We start from the raw sequence: 18,329 nt of genomic DNA, 5'->3' as shown, positions 1-18,329 counted from the left end.
GTGCGCAGCGCACGGCTTTTTTTATCGTTTTATCCCTTGTATCAAAATCGCTTTTAAACAAAAGGAGATGGGCTGTCCGTTTTGGTTTAATGTAATACAGAACGTGTCTTGTGCTTCGTCTGATGCGTGGTTCAAGTGGGCAATGATTTGTTTTTCTCGATCAGCGGGGGTTCCGCCTCGTTTGATCCAGCTATCGTATTGAATCGGCAAGTTCCACTTTTGGATGTCTTGATAGGCCAGTTGATTGGCGCTGAACATCGCCTGCCATTCTGATAATGAGCTTTCACGAACATGGGAAGGGTCTCGAAGCCGGTTCAAATGATTGACAAACTCATCAAGAACGGGATCTTCAGGCGCGTAATGATCAACTAAGAGAAAACGTCCGTCCTGTTTTAGTACGCGTGCAACCTCTCTGACAGCTTTGCGGACATCTGAAAAATGGTGGGCTGCGTATCGGCAGGTGATGATGTCAAATGAATCGTCGGGGAAGGGGAGTGACTCTGCCGTTCCTTGCTGAAAGCGTACGTTTTCAGCTCCTTTTTCTTGCGCGAAGGAGGACGCAACCTCAACCATCTCTTTCGTCGCATCAACACCGATGCACTCCTGTACATAAGGAGAAAATGCCAGGGCCGTATGGCCGGCGCCCGCTCCGATATCCAGCACCCGATGCTCTGCCCGGCATTCCGCTGTTTTGATCATCAACCCCAAATCTTCCCCCTCGGCAAATACCTTTTCATCCCGATACATCTCGGCGTTTTTAGAAAACGGTGTTTCATTTGTCATTTGAACCAGCTCCTTCTTTTCGTAAATGATGATATGGATTATGTTAGCAATTTCTGTTATGATTCGTCCAAGATATAAAAATGATGAAAACGATAGGTTCAACCTATGGAGGCTGAAATGGATATTAAAGTGATGGAATATGCAGCGGAAATTGCCCGGCGCCAAAGCTTTACAAAGGCGGCGGAACATCTTCATATCGCACAGCCGTCTCTCAGCCAGCAAATCAAAAAGCTTGAGGCTGAGCTGGGGCTTACCCTTTTTCACAGATCTCATGGCTCTGTTACACTGACACCCCACGGCAGGCGTTTCATTGAAAAAGCCGAGGACATCATTCGTTCCAGAGATGATTTGCTTCGGGAAATGCAGGAGCGATCACAGGGAATCGGTCATAAATTATCCATCGGGATTCCTGCTGTAACAGGGAGATATCTCTTTCCTCCGCTGCTGAAGCAGTTTTTGGCGCGCTATCCTCATGTGGAGGTTCAGCTTGTTGAAAAAGATCCGGTTTCATTAGAGGAGATGACGGCAAAGGGAGAAGTTGACCTTTCTGTTTTATCCTTGCCGATCGAGGATGAACGGCTCTCCATTATACCCTTGCTCACGGAACCGATTGTTCTCGCGGTGCCGAAGGAAAAACAAAGGTGGATGCCGCCGGAAATGGTCGCGCTGATTGAGAAAGCGCTGGAAGAAGATGAGGGACACCAGCCGTGTGTGCCGCTTGACATGGTAAGGAACGTGCCATTTATTCTGTTAAAAGAAGGCTTCGGCTTTCGCAGGACAGTTCTCGATCTCTGTGCGGAAAGCGGCTTTAAGCCGAATGCCGCCTTTAAGACAAGCCATATTGAAACCGCCCAATCTCTTGTGGCTAACGGATTAGGTGTGACAATGGCGCCGAATATGGTCAGAAGGGATAAAGATCCGGGTGTGATCTATTTATCGATTCAATCCGCGCCATCACGAACCCTCGTCTTCGTCTTTTTAAAGAACCGCTATGTCAGTCTGACCGCCCGGGCCTTTATGGAACTAAGCCGGGAAAGTCTTAAACAAACGTTTGATGAAGGCTGTCTGGGAAACAAAGATGAAAATATTTAGAAAACAAAGCCGAAACGTGGTAGTATAGGAATACAAACTATATCTTATAAAACAAAGGGGAATAATCGGAAATGCAACTATTCGATCTGCCGCTCGACCAATTGCAAACATATAAGCCTGAAAAAACAGCACCGAAAGATTTTTCTGAGTTTTGGAAATTGTCTTTGGAGGAACTTGCAAAAGTCCAAGCAGAACCTGATTTACAGCCGGTTGACTATCCTGCTGACGGAGTAAAAGTGTACCGTCTCACATATAAAAGCTTCGAAAACGCCCGCATTACCGGATGGTACGCGGTGCCTGACAAGGAAGGCCCGCATCCGGCGATCGTGAAATATCATGGCTACAATGCAAGCTATGATGGTGAGATTCATGAAATGGTAAACTGGGCACTCCATGGCTACGCCGCATTCGGCATGCTTGTCCGCGGCCAGCAGAGCAGCGAGGATACGATTATTTCACCGCACGGTCACGCTTTGGGCTGGATGACGAAAGGAATTCTGGATAAAGATACATACTATTACCGCGGTGTTTATTTGGACGCCGTCCGCGCGCTTGAGGTCATCAGCAGCTTCGACGAGGTTGATGAAACAAGGATTGGTGTGACAGGAGGAAGCCAAGGCGGAGGTTTAACCATTGCCGCAGCAGCGCTGTCAGACATTCCAAAAGCCGCGGTTGCCGATTATCCTTATTTAAGCAACTTCGAACGGGCCATTGATGTGGCGCTTGAACAGCCGTACCTTGAAATCAATTCCTTCTTCAGAAGAAATGGCAGCCCGGAAACAGAAGTGCAGGCGATGAAGACACTTTCATATTTCGATATTATGAATCTCGCTGACCGAGTGAAGGTGCCTGTCCTGATGTCAATCGGCCTGATTGACAAGGTCACGCCGCCGTCCACCGTGTTTGCCGCCTACAATCATTTGGAAACAGAGAAAGAGCTGAAGGTGTACCGCTACTTCGGACATGAGTATATCCCTGCTTTTCAAACGGAAAAACTTGCTTTCTTTAAGCAGCATCTTAAAGGCTGATAAAATGTGAAAAGCCGCCGCATATCATCAGGCGGTTTTTTTCTGCAAACTGCCGGAATGAGAACAGACTGGAGACGAATAGATATGAAACAAAGAATCATTGATGAATTAAAACGGATCGAGCAGTCATACGGAGTCAAAATCGTGTATGCCGTCGAGTCAGGAAGCCGAGCATGGGGATTTCCGTCGCAGGATAGTGATTACGACGTCCGCTTTATTTATGTGCCGAAAAAGGAGTGGTATTTTTCAATTGAGCAGGAGCGTGATGTCATTGAGAAACCGATTCACGATTTGCTGGATATCAGCGGCTGGGAGCTGAGAAAAACGCTTCGGCTTTTCAAAAAGTCAAACCCTCCGCTCCTCGAATGGCTGTCCTCAGACATTGTGTATTACGAAGCATTTACGACCGCAGAGCAGTTAAGAAAACTGCGCACGGAGGCATTTAAGCCTGAAGCAAGCGTGTATCACTATATCAATATGGCGAGAAGGAACGTCAAAGATTATCTACAAGGACAAGAGGTCAAAATTAAAAAGTACTTCTACGTTCTTCGGCCTATTTTGGCTTGTCAATGGATTGAAAAGCACGGAACCATTCCGCCAATGGACTTTACTGTTTTGATGAATGAACTTGTTGCTGAACCCGAGCTGAAGGCTGAAATGGAAACCTTGCTTGAACGGAAAAGAAGAGGGGAAGAGCTTGACCTCGAAGCAAGAATCGATGTTATTCACCAATTCATTGAAACGGAAATCGAAAGAATCATGGAAGCGGCAAAAGAACTGAAGGCAGAGAAAAAAGATATAACACCTGAGTTGAACCGTTTGCTTTTGAATACGGTTGAAGAAGTGTGGAAGGATGGAGGAAGCTGATGTTTTTTGTCGCTTCCTTTTCTCCTTTATTCGACAGAATCCCCCCCGACTTTCTAACTATCTGATTGTGGCAAACCCACAAAAATAATCAGAATCTTTGTATTTTGAGAATATTGTGAACGTCGGTTTTGTCCATTTACAATAAACTCATACAAATACTTCTTAGATTGCGGGGTGTTGAGGTTGGAAGTGATCACAAGAGATTTTTTCTTATTTTTATCCAAAAGCGGCTTTCTCAATAAAATGGCGAGGAACTGGGGAAGCCGGGTAGCAGCGGGTAAAATTATCGGCGGGAATGACTTTAACAGTTCAATCCCGACCATTCGACAGCTTAACAGCCAAGGCCTGTCAGTTACTGTCGATCATTTAGGCGAGTTTGTGAACAGCGCCGAGGTCGCACGGGAGCGTACGGAAGAGTGCATTCAAACCATTGCGACCATCGCGGATCAGGAGCTGAACTCACACGTTTCTTTAAAAATGACGTCTTTAGGTTTGGATATAGATATGGATTTGGTGTATGAAAATATGACAAAAATCCTTCAGACGGCCGAGAAACATAAAATCATGGTCACCATTGACATGGAGGACGAAGTCAGATGCCAGAAAACGCTTGATATTTTCAAAGATTTCAGAAAGAAATACGAGCATGTGAGCACAGTGCTGCAAGCCTATCTGTACCGGACGGAAAAAGACATTGACGATTTGGATTCTTTAAACCCGTTCCTTCGCCTTGTAAAAGGAGCTTATAAAGAATCAGAAAAAGTAGCTTTCCCGGAGAAAAGCGATGTCGATGAAAATTACAAAAAAATCATCCGAAAGCAGCTCTTAAACGGTCACTATACAGCGATTGCCACACATGACGACAAAATGATCGACTTTACAAAGCAGCTTGCCAAGGAACATGGCATTGCCAATGACAAGTTTGAATTTCAGATGCTGTACGGCATGCGGTCGCAAACCCAGCTCAGCCTCGTAAAAGAAGGTTATAACATGAGAGTCTACCTGCCATACGGCGAGGATTGGTACGGCTACTTTATGAGACGCCTTGCAGAACGTCCGTCAAACATTGCATTTGCTTTCAAAGGAATGACAAAGAAGTAAAAAAGGAGAGATTATCATGACAACACCTTACAAACACGAGCCATTCACAAATTTCCAAGATCAAAACAACGTGGAAGCGTTTAAAAAAGCGCTTGCGACAGTAAGCGAATATTTAGGAAAAGACTATCCGCTTGTCATTAACGGCGAGAGAGTGGAAACGGAAGCGAAAATCGTTTCAATCAACCCGGCTGATAAAGAAGAAGTCGTCGGCCGAGTGTCAAAAGCTTCTCAAGAGCACGCTGAGCAAGCGATTCAAGCGGCTGCAAAAGCATTTGAAGAGTGGAGATACACGTCTCCAGAAGAGAGAGCGGCTGTCCTGTTCCGCGCTGCTGCCAAAGTCCGCAGAAGAAAACATGAATTCTCAGCTTTGCTTGTGAAAGAAGCAGGAAAGCCTTGGAACGAGGCGGACGCCGATACGGCTGAAGCGATTGACTTCATGGAGTATTATGCACGACAAATGATCGAACTGGCAAAAGGAAAACCGGTCAACAGCCGTGAAGGCGAGAAAAACCAATATGTATACACGCCGACTGGAGTGACAGTCGTTATCCCGCCTTGGAACTTCTTGTTTGCGATCATGGCAGGCACAACAGTGGCGCCGATCGTTACTGGAAACACAGTGGTTCTGAAACCTGCGAGTGCTACACCTGTTATTGCAGCAAAATTTGTTGAGGTGCTTGAAGAGTCCGGATTGCCAAAAGGCGTAGTCAACTTTGTTCCGGGAAGCGGAGCGGAAGTAGGCGACTATCTTGTTGACCATCCGAAAACAAGCCTTATCACATTTACGGGATCAAGAGAAGTTGGTACGAGAATTTTCGAACGCGCGGCGAAGGTTCAGCCGGGCCAGCAGCATTTAAAGCGTGTCATCGCTGAAATGGGCGGTAAAGATACGGTTGTTGTTGATGAGGATGCGGACATTGAATTAGCGGCTCAATCGATCTTTACTTCAGCATTCGGCTTTGCGGGACAAAAATGCTCTGCAGGTTCACGTGCAGTAGTTCATGAAAAAGTGTATGATCAAGTATTAGAGCGTGTCATTGAAATTACGGAATCAAAAGTAACAGCTAAACCTGACAGTGCAGATGTTTATATGGGACCTGTCATTGACCAAGGTTCTTATGATAAAATTATGAGCTATATTGAGATCGGAAAACAGGAAGGGCGTTTAGTAAGCGGCGGTACTGGTGATGATTCGAAAGGATACTTCATCAAACCGACGATCTTCGCTGACCTTGATCCGAAAGCAAGACTCATGCAGGAAGAAATTTTCGGACCTGTCGTTGCATTTTGTAAAGTGTCAGACTTTGATGAAGCTTTAGAAGTGGCAAACAATACTGAATATGGTTTGACAGGCGCGGTTATCACAAACAACCGCAAGCACATCGAGCGTGCGAAACAGGAATTCCATGTCGGAAACCTATACTTCAACCGCAACTGTACAGGTGCTATCGTCGGCTACCATCCGTTTGGCGGCTTCAAAATGTCGGGAACGGATTCAAAAGCAGGCGGGCCGGATTACTTGGCTCTGCATATGCAAGCAAAAACAATCAGTGAAATGTTCTAAGCGGGACTAAATGGGCATCCTCCCTGCGGGGGTGTCCATTTCATCCATATACTATAAAAAAGAGGAGGAAGTGCCATAGAAAACACACAGCTGATTATTTCGATTTGTATTTATATGGCGGGAATGCTGCTAATCGGCTACTTTGCTTACAAGCGTACGTCGAATCTGACGGATTACATGCTGGGAGGACGCTCTTTGGGTCCGGCAGTAACTGCTCTCAGTGCCGGCGCTGCCGATATGAGCGGCTGGCTGCTAATGGGGCTTCCGGGCGCCATGTTTTCTACTGGTCTGAGCGGAGTTTGGATTGTGTTCGGACTTTGCCTTGGAGCGTGGGCGAACTGGCTTTACGTCGCACCGCGGCTGAGAACCTATACTGAAAAAGCGGGGAATTCCATTACAATTCCCGGATTCCTGGAAAATCGCTTCGGAGATCAAACAAAGCTTCTCAGACTGTTTTCAGGAATTGTCATTTTAGTCTTTTTCACGTTTTATGTATCGTCCGGAATGGTGTCCGGCGGCGTCTTATTCAACAGCATCTTGGGGATGGATTATCACACCGGCCTGTGGATTGTGACGGGTGTTGTTGTGGCATATACCCTGTTTGGCGGCTTTTTGGCAGTCAGCTGGACAGATTTTGTTCAGGGGATCATTATGTTTGCCGCACTCATTCTTGTGCCGATCGTTACGTTTTTCCACACGGGAGGAGCAGGTGATACAGTTGCTGAAATCCGCTCTGTAGATCCTGATATGTTTAATATTTTCAAAGGAACGAGCGTCCTTGGCATTATTTCTTTGTTTGCCTGGGGGCTGGGATACTTTGGCCAGCCGCATATTATTGTGCGTTTTATGGCGATCACGTCTGTCAAAGAGATCAAAAGAGCGCGCAGAATCGGGATGGGCTGGATGATTTTGTCTGCAGTAGGCGCAGTGCTGACCGGTTTGGGCGGAATCGCTTATTACCATCAGCGCGGCATGACACTGAAGGACCCAGAGACGATTTTTATTCAATTAGGGAATATCTTGTTTCATCCGATTATCACGGGTTTTCTGATTTCAGCGATTTTGGCTGCGATTATGAGTACCATTTCTTCTCAGCTGCTTGTGACATCAAGCTCTCTGGTAGAAGATTTGTATAAGTCGATGTTCAGACGCTCAGCTTCAGATAAAGAGCTGGTGTTTTTAGGCCGTCTGGCTGTTCTGGCTGTTTCAATTGTCGCGTTGGTTCTGGCTTGGGAGAAAAATAACACTATCCTTGGATTGGTCAGCTACGCGTGGGCGGGCTTCGGTGCATCATTCGGGCCGGTTGTACTGCTCAGTCTGTTTTGGAAACGAATGACCAAATGGGGGGCACTCGCCGGCATGATTGTGGGAGCAGCGACTGTAATCATTTGGGCGAATGCCGGTCTTTCGGACTTTCTGTATGAAATGATACCTGGTTTTGCTGCGAGTCTATTATCTGTGTTTTTTGTCAGCATATTGACGCAGGCTCCGTCACAAGCTGTCACAGACCAGTTCAACGACTACCAAGATACAATGTCACAATAAAGATCGAAAGGAGGAGGAAGGGGCTGTCCCTTTTTCCTCTTTTCTCCTTTTAAGCGGCCATTTTTTTCTTTTGGAAACAAACGTATTTTTTTCTATACAAAAAGACCCCGTATGGATATGATTAAAGTAAAAAAAGTATAGGAGAAAAAGGTATGGAAGAGCTTTTAGAGAGAGTTTTTTCATTTTCAGATGTTGATAAACTGATTGATTTTATTAGCTATGAGCTGCAAAAGCCAGTGATACTGGAAAGCGCGGATTTCTTTTTGTTAGCCTATAATTCTTACTATATTAACCATTTTGATTCTGCCAACCAGCAGACTATTTTTTCGAAAAAGTGTCCGGTCCAGATTTTTGAGAGGTTTCTGAAGGACGGAATTATTGAAAAATTGAAAACAGAGCCTGAGCCTTTTCGCGTCAATAAAATTGAAAGCATTGGGTTAAACCAGAGGGTGGTCGTGAGTGCAAAGCACAAAGGGGAAGTCATGGGCTACATCTGGATTCAGGAGCTGGACCAAAATCTGACGGATGAAGAGCTCGACTTTTTGTACGAGACCTCCTTCCATGTCGGGAAAATCATTTATAAAACGAATAAATTGAAACAGGAAAAGGAAGAAAAAGCAGAGGATCTCATCAAACGGGCGATCTACCAGCAATTTACCTCTGAGAAGGAACTCAGACGGGAAGCTGAAAGGATCAACACCGTGCTGCCTTCCATGTTTTCAGTTGTGATCCTGCACGCCGCAAATGGGGATGGGGAAGCGGTTGAGGATTTAAAGGAAAATATCAGGTCGTACCTGAATTTACGGGATAAGGTCAGTCATGTCTTAACGATCGAATCAAACATTGTCATCGTCGTAGCGAGTTTTTCCCAAAAAAGCTCCGTCTCCTCAGCAGCTTCTGAGTTTATTAACAAGCTGTTAACACATTTTCACTTTCAAAAAATACCTACCCCTATTTATATCGGTATCGGAAACGAATATAATCACCTATTAAAACTTGGCAAGAGCTACACAGAAGCACTTGAAGTCATCAAAGCCGCAGAAATCACCGGCAATCAGGAAAACATTCCATATGAATATGCCAAACTCGGCATTTACCGTTATTTAGAAAGCATCGAACAGAAAAATGAATTTTTAGAATACGAGAATAAAGATTTAGCTTTATTAAAAGCGAAAGACGAAGAAAGCAGCACTGAGCTGCTCAAAACCTTGGAAATCTATCTCCTCAACAACTGCAAAACAAAACCAGCGGCAGAACAGCTGTTTATTCACCAAAATACATTGAATTACCGCATCAAACAAATTACTGAGATGACGTCGATCGATTTAAGCGATTTCAGAACGCGGTGCCAGCTCTATCTCGATTTGATGCTGATGAAATAAAACAGCCTGTTTAGAGAGTTTTTCTGCGAGTTTGTTAATAGAATATATCTAGATCACTTTCTTTTATGATCCATTTATAGGAAAAAATATTTATTTACTATACTGTTAATATATGGGATAATCAGGTTGTGGTTGAACGGATGAGCGCGCTGTCATTCAATCTACATTTAAAAAGAAGGAGTGGATCAGTTATGGTGAAAAAAGGTCTCATGAGTGCAGCTTTAATAGCAGCATTAGCATTATCAACTGGACAAGCAGCATCAGCAGCAGGTGCAGCAACAAGTGGCGAGGTTGATTTAACTAATACGCCTCTGAAAAACTCTGAAGTAACCCCATTTGCGAATGAAAATGTTGGCGGAGGAAACTGGGATTACGGTACAGCTGGTTATTTTGATTGGGGATTTAAAAAGAAAGTTTGGTCAAATTATTATCACAAAGATAAGGCCCATGCTTCATCATGTGCTCTAGGGACAAGAACTAATTCAAGCGGTAAAACTAAAGCAGGAACAACCTCATACTCCGATTTGTCAGGCGGCGCAACAGATGCTAAGACAAAGGCCAATTGGAAAACTTACTAATATAAAATTTTGATAAGGATATCATCGGAAACTAGAGTTAGTTTTCGATGATTCTCCTTTTTATAAAGGAGTTTTTTTTGTGAGAAAAATTGTGATTTTATTTCTAGTGATTTCTTCACTGTTCTCCTTTTTGATTACCTTTAGGGAAACCGCAAATAAACAAATTGAAGAAATTGAACAGCTAGATAGTTCTGTCGGAAAACCTTTTACTATTCCTGATGATCCCTTACTAAATGACCCTAAAGAAATGATCGAACTAATTATGAGTAGTTCTAAAAAATATAAAACTAATATTTTTCGGCCGGCTACTAATTTCTCTACAAACGATAAAGTGGAAATTTCTAAATATGTATTGTTAACGCAACAAACTGACTATTTTAATGGCATTGAACTCTCACAAGGGAAATTTTTAAGTAAGTTGGATACTCAATCTGAAAATTTTTACTTAAGTACGCATAAATCAAAGGATAAAAATCAGATAGGACAAATAGAAAAATTCGGTATCACTTCTGAAATAACAATTAAACCACTAAAAAACTCATTTGATTATCTTCCTGTAAACGGTACATATTATGCTGAAATTAAAGGTAAGTATTCTTTTGAAGATTTTTTAAAGGGATTTGTTAATGAGATAAATGAAAAATTTGATTCGACGTTTGAAATAAATGACTTTTTACAAACTCGAGAAGTTAATGATAGTTATGCGGAAGTCTCTACCTCGTCATTACAACAGTACAACTATTTGATTCTTATTGTAACATTGTTTCTTCTTATTTATTATATCGTGAATGAGTCAAAAACAATAGGTGTTTTAAAATTACATGGATATTCTAATTTAAGAATTTGGTTTCAAATAGTAGGGAAATTATTAATATTAACGTTTTGTTTTTCTTTGTTATTATCAATCATATGCGCAATTTTCTTACCTGGTTCCACCTTTTCTTTTATTATGAATACCATCATGAAACAAATTATTAATTATTTGATTATAGGCTCATTATCAATACTTACTTATTTTTATATAAGAAAGGTAAAAGTTAATCTAGCAATAAAAAATAAGAAAGATACAAATAGCATCTTTATTTTTAATTCTATTTTAAAAATAGTTTGTTCGGTCTTAATAATTGTGATAGGTAGTTCAACTTTAAATCAATATAGTGAAGTGAAAAAAAAACAATCTCATTTAGAAGATTGGAAGGTTAGTAAAGATTATGGGGTTTTCAATCCTTTGTATATAGGTCATGATATTGAGGATGTTAATAACGGGAAGCCACAACTTACAAATGATATTGATAATATTTACCCCATTTTGAACAAAATGGGTGCTCTCTTAATAGATACAAGAGAATATGAAGAGGAATTTATTCGATTAAACTCTAGCTATAAGGGAATCAGGTCTATTGTTGTAAATGATAATTATTTAAAACAATTTCCTGTATACAACTCAGAAAAACAACCAATATCAATTAATGAGAGAGAAAAAAGATTAATATTACTTGTTCCAGAGAAATATAAACAACATAGAGAAAAAATAATTAAATTTTTTAAAGAAGATAGAAAAGAATCTGCAGTAGCTTATGATGAAGAGTTTTTAGGGAGACATGTACCAAAGTATTTAAAAGAACCTAAAATACATATTATTTGGACTGCTAGTGGTCAGAAAATATTTAGTTTTAACCCAGAAGTTTTTAAAGCTGAGGATAATCTAATTATAGATCCTATTATCCAAGTTGTTACAGAGAATAATAGCTTGGTAGGTGACAGAAATACAATTTTAGGAAATGGAAGTCGAGATCCGCTTAAAATAAAATTAAATAATAGAGATTCAAAAAAGACAATGAATATATTAGTGCCTTATTTAAAAAAATATCATCTTGATGATAATTTGAAGTACTTGGTCTCTTTAAATCAATATGCATTGAATGAAATAAAAGAGTTACATAGCGAAATTAGCTCACTGTTAGCTTTAGCTGCTGTATTAGCTGTCGCTTTGGTTCTTCTTATCGTGCAAAATTCTGTAATATACTTCAATAAGAAGCAACAAAAGTTTGTAGTCTATAGATTGTTTGGTATTGGTTTTTTTAGAACATTTAAAGATTATATGACCTTGTTTTTTATACTATGGCTTATTCAATTTATATCTTGTATTGTTATCAAAAGAGGAATAACTTTAAACCTATTAATTTGTATTGTATTTCTTTTAATTTTAGAATTGGTTACTTCGATAATTGCATTAATTATTATAGAACGAAGAAACAAGATTAAAGTTATGAAAGGAGGTTTCTGATTAATTGAGTTATGTTATGGAATTGCAAAATATAAGAAAAGCTTACGGGAAACATGTTGTATTGGAAAACGTCAACATTGTTATAGAAAAAGGGGAAATGGTTGCAATTACAGGTAGCAGTGGTTCGGGAAAAACAACAATACTTAATATCATGGGTATGCTCGAAAAGCCAGATGGTGGGATTGTTAAAATACTTGGGGATGTTGCTCCGAGAATTGGTTCTGGAAGAGCCAATGAATTGTTGCGTTCTAAAATATCATATTTGTTTCAAAATTACGCCTTGATAGATAATGCTAGTATCAGTGCGAATTTAGATGTCCCATTAACTTATAAAAAGTTAAAGAGAGAAGAAAAGGAAAAATTGAAGATTGCGGTTCTTGAAAAAGTGGGTTTGCAAAAAGTGTCCTTAACACAAAAAGTCCATGAGCTTTCTGGGGGCGAACAACAAAGATTAGCAATAGCAAGAATCATATTAAAACCATGTGATATTATTCTTGCAGATGAACCAACAGGCTCTTTAGATGTAAAGAATCGCAATGAAATTATCACCCTTTTAAAAGAATTAAATCAGATGAATAAAACAATAATAATAGTAACTCATGATCCTTATGTGTCAAATCAATGCAGTCGAGTGATCGAACTTAACTGACAAAAGTAACTAAATTAATATGTATAGGGTTAAAGTGCTAAAAAATATATAAGTAGGTTTGAGGAACAATTTTGTTCCTCAAACCTGTTTAATAGCCTCTGTAAACATACGGATCATCAGGTTTTTTAATGGTATTCCAGTCAGTTACTTTGACGACAGGGAGAGTTGACTTGAATGGCTGGTAATATTCTGAGGCCAGAGTGCCCTTAATGTGAATCCATTCATCATCCTTGATGTCCATGTCCTTCGGAAATTCCACAAGCATCCCGTACACGCCGGAATCAGCGATACAGTGAATGATGCCAAACCTTAATACGAACAGCTGATTTTTGTTAATTGCGTTTCCTTTGTAAGCAAATCCATGAAATTCTATCGTCCGTCCGAGAAATTCACCCGGATAGTTATAGATGGTTTCCATTCCTTTTAGGAAATCGTCATCGGTCAGAGAAATCTCTTTTTTGCTGGAATACTTATTAAACAGCTGTTTCATTTGTTTGTCATAGCTGTCTTGCGCGTAATAAAGGCTGGCATCAGGCCGCAAATACTGTGTTTGGGAGTAGTGATCTCCGCTCTCCATCGCCTTAAACGAGAACCCTTTTGTTTTGACAATGGATGAGTCAAGCGTTGCAATCGGGAAGAAGATGCCTGACACCAAAGGAAAAAGAAAAACAACATAAATCAAATAACGCTGATAAAATGGCTTGTTTTGTTCATGGTCATGCTCGTGATCATGGCCGCACCCGCAATCATGGTCATGGTGATGCCCGCTTTTTTCAGGCGACTTGATAAATAGATATGCTTGGACGGCGGTCAGAATGGCCAGCAGGAAGATCGCAATAAAGGAAAGATAGGCATATTTCATATTGATATATTTTGTTAGATTTCCTGAGGCATGCAGATGATAAAAGAAAAACGTAAATCCCATCAGCACCAATAGACGAAACATCCAATCACCCCTTTACCAGTAGTGATCCCGCTAAAACAATCACGACAATGTATGTAATCAGCAGGAAAACAAATCGTTTTTTGAAGGCCGCAAGCATCATCAATAGATTCTTAATATCCACCATTGCGCCAAAGACGAGAAAGGCGATTAACGATCCTAATGAAAATGTGCTGCTGAAGGAAGACGCGATGAACGCATCAACTTCTGAACAAAGCGACAGGACAAACGCCAGACCCATCATCACGAGGGAAGAGGATACATCATTCTGCCCGATCGCAAGCAGAGTGGATGTTTTGACATACGTCTGCATAACGGCTGCGATAAAGGCGCCGATGATTAAATATTTCCCCACGGAGAAAAATTCATCAATGGCATGCCGCAAGGTCCCGCCCAGTTTTTGGAGCAAGGTGCCGTGATGATGATGGTGGTGCCCGGGTTCATCAGGCTTTAAAAGCTGGTTATCCTTAAATTGATAGGATAAGATGACCCCGATGATCAGCGAAACGGCGAGAGCCAGTCCGCCTCTGTAAAAGACAACGCTCCATCTATTCCCGAACGCAATATAAGTAGAAAATAAAACGATAGGATTAATGATAGGCGCGGTCAGCATGAAAGCAACGCCCGCATGCAGAGGAACTCCCTTTAACAGAAGCCGCCTCGTAATCGGGATGATGCCGCATTCGCAGGCGGGAAATAAAACGCCGGCCAGCGCACCGAATAAAACGGCGAGAAAACGGTTTTTCGGCATGATTCTTGCAATCATTTCTTCAGAAACAAACATTTGAATGATTCCGGAAAGTATGACGCCAATCAGAATAAACGGAATGGCTTCTATTAAAATGCTGATAAAAATAGAATTCAGCTGAAGAAAAGATGATTGTGCTGTCACAATAAAACCTCCGCTCATGTTAAGCTGCCTTTCTTATGATACCAGAAAAAAAGGCACTGCTTGTTTGACGGAGGAAAGGAAAGGATCGTTTCACTTTGGTTAGGATTCCAAAAAACCGAGTAGGATACTGTCTGTTTCTGCAGCTTCTTTTCCGAGCCAAATCAGGTGTCCCCATGAGTGAAGCAAACAGAGAACAGCGCCACGAATGTGCTCTTTTGCATGATGTGCATGTGACAAGTCAACCAATCCATCATAAACACTTTGCATAATCAGCACGGGACATATGATGGCTTGCAGGTCTTTTAAAGAGACAGCGGCGGTTTGTGACAAGTCAATCAGAAATCCTTCACCCGAGCGCTGCCGGCTGTTCATTTTCCGAAATGCTTCTATGTCTTTTTCATTCATCAAGGACTTGATTCGCTGAAACGGAAGCGTGCTGAATTGGGGACTCATAGATCGAAACATCAAACGCGGGAAAGCGTTATTCAAGGAAGAAATTAGCTTCCATATCCACTTTTCCACCGGCGGGCGGAAGAGAATTCTCCCCAATTTATATTCAGTGTCTTTTGGGGTGAGCCACTCTTTGGTGACCGCGGATTGCAGGGTCAATGTATTTACTCTTTCCGGATAATGTGAGGCAAAGCATATGCCGCTTGGCCCTCCTGCTGAGATGGCGATCACATGGACACTTTCGATTTGTAGATGATCTAATAATTTCACATAGAAACGGCAGGCATTGGCAAGACTTTTTCCAATTTCTTTTGACGTCCGTCCATAGCCAGGCCTTGAAGGCGTAATGATGGAATACCCTTGCTCAATCAACGCTGTGTATCCGAATTCCTCGTAACAATTTGAATGCCCGCCATGCATGATAAGGATGGGGGCACCCTTTCCAGCCACTGAATATTCTAGTGTATGTCCTTCGAAGGTGATCGTTTCGACTCGTCTTTTCATCTGTTACTCCCATTTGTTTTTTGCCTATTATAGGGTTTTCAACAATTGATCACAAGGTGAAGAAATGAATAAACAAAGGCCCTTGAATATGATATACTTTGTATTGATATTCATTCTCAATTAAAATTTTGATATAGATGTGAACGGGAGGCAGGACGGATGGCTGAGAATCAAGAGGTATATGACGTTACGATTATAGGCGGGGGGCCGATTGGGCTGTTTACTGCTTTTTACTGCGGGATGCGGGAGCTGAAAACAAAGGTAATCGAATTTTTGCCGAAGCTCGGAGGGAAGGTGTCTTTATTCTTTCCTGAGAAAATCATTCGCGATATCGGCGGCATACCGGGGATTGCGGGAAAGCAGCTGATCGAGCAGCTGAAGGAGCAGGCGGCAACGTTTGATCCTGATATCGTATTGAATCAGCGTGTGACCGGGTTTGAACGCCTAGATGACGGCACCATTGTTCTGACGGGTTCTGAAGGCGAAAAGCACTATACAAGAACTGTGATTTTGGCTTGCGGCATGGGTACACTTGAGGTCAATGAGTTTGACAGCGAGGATGCGGCCCGATATGCGGGCAAAAATCTTCATTACGGAGTGGAGAAGCTCGATGCGTTTAAAGATAAGCGCGTGGTGATATCAGGCGGCGGAGATACTGCGGTCGATTGGGCTAATGAGCTTGAACCGATTGCGGCGTCTGTGACTGTCGTTCATCGGCGTGAGGAATTCGGCGGAATGGAAAGCAGCGTGACGAAAATGAAGCAATCATCGGTGCGGGTGCTTACGCCTTATCGTCTGAAGCAGCTGAGCGGCAATGAGGAGCGCATCCAAAAAGTGACGATTTGCCATACGGAGACTGGCCAGAGGGAAGACATAGAAATTGATGAGCTGATCATCAATCATGGGTTCAAAATTGATCTCGGGCCGATGAAGGAGTGGGGACTGGAGATTGAAGAAGGCAGGGTGAAAGCTGACAGACATATGCGAACGAATCTTCCGGGCGTGTTTGTGGCGGGCGACGCGGCTTTTTATGAAAGCAAGCTGAGATTGATTGCCGGCGGCTTTACCGAAGGCCCGACAGCAGTCAACAGCGCTAAGGCTTATTTGGATCCTAAGGCTGAGAATATGGCGATGTATTCAACCCATCACAAAAAATTGGTACATAAATAAAACAGCCCTTGGGGGAAAGGGCTGCCAGCCATCAGCTGTGAAGGAGCTTTTTTTGCGTCTGTTGATTCTGAATGAAAGCTAGCAATTCATCCTGTTCTTGTACGGCTGTGAATCCATAAGCCTCGGCAGCTGAGTCATCGCCTATACAGACGATAGGAGGCCGGCTTGCTGACAATTCCGGCGAAATGCCAATTTGTTCGCCACCATTGATCAATTGCTGAACGGACAGCTTGTTCGGGCAAATGACCATGTGCAGCGGGGATTCACTGATGGTACGCTGAATCATGTGGGTGAACCGGTCATCTATGACGTTTTCATGAGTGATATAAAACGAACAGGATTCATGTTTTTGCATGTTTTCCACTGCATGGCGGCTCCCGACAACAAGACATTTCTCTGAATCAGGCTGAATGGCGGTGACAAGAAACCCCCGTTTTTCAAGCTCCGTCTTTGCTTGTTCAGATGCTGCACTCAGTTTCGCTGTCAGCTGGCGGATGTCGATTTTCTGAGAAGCCAGTGCTCTGAAAAATTCACAAACCGCCCGGCGCGATGTGAAAAAAACGTCTTCAAAGGTGCCAATCTTTCGAAGAATGTCTTCATTGACAGGCATGTTTTCGGTCTGCCATTTCGGCCACTCGATGACATCGGCGCCGAAATCGCGCAGCTTGTCTGCAAGCGGGTCTTCATCTTCGCCATGAGTCACAACCATCAAATGCCGTCCGATGAGCGGTTTGCTTTCAAACCAGCCATGTGTTTGAAAGTTGACGATGTCTCCGATGACGATAATCGCAGGGTTTGTAATCTGGTGTTCCTGCACTTTTTGCTGAATGTTCTCAAGTGTTCCTTTCACACTCCGCTGGCGGCCCCACGTTCCCCATTGGATGACAATGACAGGGACAGAAGGTGATTTCCCGTATGAAATAAGCTGCTGGCAAATAAAAGACAAGTTCTTGACACCCATGTAAAAAACAAGGGTTTGAACGCTTCGGGCCAGCCCTTCCCAGTCAAGGTTCGGCGTGCCTTTTAATGATTTATCATGCGCTGTAATCATGGCAAAAGACGATGCGAAATCCCGATGCGTGACGGGGATGCCCGCATATAGCGGCGCTGCAATTCCAGAGGTGATTCCCGGCACCATTTCATAGCGAATGCCGTGCTCATGAAGAGCATCTGCTTCCTCGCCGACTCTGCCGAATACGCTCGGATCTCCGCCCTTCAAGCGAACGACGGTTAACCCATTTAATGCTTTTTCAACCAGCAGGGCGTTAATTTCTTTTTGTTTCATAAAATGGCGGTTTGGCAGTTTTCCGCAATAAATAAACTGGCAGTCCGGTGATGCAAATTCGAGCAGCTTCGGGTTGGCGAGCCGGTCATATAAAATCACATCTGCTTCCTCGAGCGCCTGTTTTCCTTTGATGGTGAGCAGGCCTGGGTCGCCGGGTCCGGCTCCCACGAAATATACGATTCCGTTCTTCATGATCATGTCATCCTTCC

The 18,329-nt window shown here is 42.7% G+C and carries 16 protein-coding genes; 11 read left to right on the top strand and 5 right to left on the bottom strand.

Annotated features, from left to right (window positions below):
• Nucleotides 1-21: 21 nt before the first annotated feature.
• Entirely contained in the window at nt 22-783 is a 762-nt protein-coding gene (locus NYE22_RS20460; protein ID WP_342412098.1) for a class I SAM-dependent methyltransferase, read from the bottom strand.
• A 117-nt stretch (nt 784-900) separates the two neighbouring features.
• On the opposite strand from NYE22_RS20460, the gene NYE22_RS20455 reads away from it, so the two are divergent.
• The 10 genes from NYE22_RS20455 (at nt 901) to NYE22_RS20410 (ending at nt 12,876) form a co-directional block, all read left to right on the top strand.
• The gene (locus NYE22_RS20455) at nt 901-1,875 is read left to right on the top strand and encodes a LysR family transcriptional regulator (protein ID WP_021481843.1); all 975 of its coding nucleotides are present in this window, start codon (nt 901-903) and stop codon (nt 1,873-1,875) included.
• Between the two features lie 71 nt (nt 1,876-1,946).
• The gene (gene cah / locus NYE22_RS20450) at nt 1,947-2,903 is read left to right on the top strand and encodes a cephalosporin C deacetylase (RefSeq protein ID WP_342412097.1); all 957 of its coding nucleotides are present in this window, start codon (nt 1,947-1,949) and stop codon (nt 2,901-2,903) included.
• 84 nt (nt 2,904-2,987) lie between these two features.
• Nucleotides 2,988-3,770: a nucleotidyltransferase domain-containing protein gene (locus tag NYE22_RS20445; RefSeq protein ID WP_342412096.1), complete on the top strand. Its 783-nt coding sequence runs from the start codon at nt 2,988-2,990 to the stop codon at nt 3,768-3,770.
• Nucleotides 3,771-3,959: 189 nt separating this feature from the next.
• Entirely contained in the window at nt 3,960-4,871 is a 912-nt protein-coding gene (gene putB, locus NYE22_RS20440) for a proline dehydrogenase PutB (RefSeq protein WP_003246421.1), read from the top strand.
• 16 nt (nt 4,872-4,887) lie between these two features.
• A complete protein-coding gene (gene pruA / locus NYE22_RS20435; RefSeq protein ID WP_003234655.1) occupies nt 4,888-6,435 on the top strand; it encodes an L-glutamate gamma-semialdehyde dehydrogenase in 1,548 nt (515 codons plus the stop codon).
• 123 nt (nt 6,436-6,558) lie between these two features.
• Complete coding sequence (gene putP / locus NYE22_RS20430) at nt 6,559-7,980, top strand: sodium/proline symporter PutP (protein WP_234398237.1); 1,422 nt, start codon at nt 6,559-6,561, stop codon at nt 7,978-7,980.
• Nucleotides 7,981-8,132: 152 nt separating this feature from the next.
• Nucleotides 8,133-9,362 carry a proline utilization transcriptional regulator PutR gene (gene putR, locus NYE22_RS20425; RefSeq protein WP_042977244.1) on the top strand — a complete coding sequence of 410 codons (1,230 nt, stop codon included), beginning with the start codon at nt 8,133-8,135 and terminating at the stop codon, nt 9,360-9,362.
• Nucleotides 9,363-9,553: 191 nt separating this feature from the next.
• Nucleotides 9,554-9,940, top strand: coding sequence for a lactococcin 972 family bacteriocin (locus tag NYE22_RS20420; protein WP_042977243.1), 387 nt, complete (start codon nt 9,554-9,556; stop codon nt 9,938-9,940).
• Between the two features lie 79 nt (nt 9,941-10,019).
• Nucleotides 10,020-12,227 (top strand): DUF1430 domain-containing protein, encoded by a 2,208-nt coding sequence (locus tag NYE22_RS20415; RefSeq protein ID WP_161986473.1) that lies wholly within the window; start codon nt 10,020-10,022, stop codon nt 12,225-12,227.
• A 4-nt stretch (nt 12,228-12,231) separates the two neighbouring features.
• Nucleotides 12,232-12,876, top strand: coding sequence for an ABC transporter ATP-binding protein (locus NYE22_RS20410; RefSeq protein WP_042977240.1), 645 nt, complete (start codon nt 12,232-12,234; stop codon nt 12,874-12,876).
• Between the two features lie 88 nt (nt 12,877-12,964).
• Here NYE22_RS20410 and NYE22_RS20405 read toward each other — a convergent pair whose 3' ends face one another.
• The 3 genes from NYE22_RS20405 to NYE22_RS20395 all read right to left on the bottom strand — a co-directional run bounded on the left by NYE22_RS20405 (nt 12,965) and on the right by NYE22_RS20395 (nt 15,665).
• A complete protein-coding gene (locus NYE22_RS20405) occupies nt 12,965-13,822 on the bottom strand; it encodes a TIGR03943 family protein (RefSeq protein ID WP_043858166.1) in 858 nt (285 codons plus the stop codon).
• A gap of 4 nt (nt 13,823-13,826) precedes the next feature.
• The gene (locus NYE22_RS20400) at nt 13,827-14,711 is read right to left on the bottom strand and encodes a permease (protein WP_128441338.1); all 885 of its coding nucleotides are present in this window, start codon (nt 14,709-14,711) and stop codon (nt 13,827-13,829) included.
• A 99-nt stretch (nt 14,712-14,810) separates the two neighbouring features.
• On the bottom strand, nt 14,811-15,665 hold the full coding sequence (locus tag NYE22_RS20395; protein WP_161986472.1) for an alpha/beta hydrolase: 855 nt from the start codon (nt 15,663-15,665) through the stop codon (nt 14,811-14,813).
• 159 nt (nt 15,666-15,824) lie between these two features.
• Here NYE22_RS20395 and ffoR point away from each other — a divergent pair, with 159 nt between their 5' ends.
• Nucleotides 15,825-16,835 (top strand): ferredoxin--NADP(+) reductase, encoded by a 1,011-nt coding sequence (gene ffoR / locus NYE22_RS20390; protein ID WP_161986471.1) that lies wholly within the window; start codon nt 15,825-15,827, stop codon nt 16,833-16,835.
• A gap of 31 nt (nt 16,836-16,866) precedes the next feature.
• Here the strand turns inward: ffoR and cobA are convergent, their stop codons facing one another.
• Complete coding sequence (cobA, locus tag NYE22_RS20385; RefSeq protein WP_161986470.1) at nt 16,867-18,318, bottom strand: uroporphyrinogen-III C-methyltransferase; 1,452 nt, start codon at nt 18,316-18,318, stop codon at nt 16,867-16,869.
• Nucleotides 18,319-18,329: the final 11 nt, after the last annotated feature.

The sequence above is a fragment of the Bacillus sp. FSL K6-1560 genome (assembly GCF_038592935.1).
GTDB classification, from domain to species: domain Bacteria; phylum Bacillota; class Bacilli; order Bacillales; family Bacillaceae; genus Bacillus; species Bacillus subtilis.
This window is presented reverse-complemented; position numbering and strand designations above follow the sequence as displayed.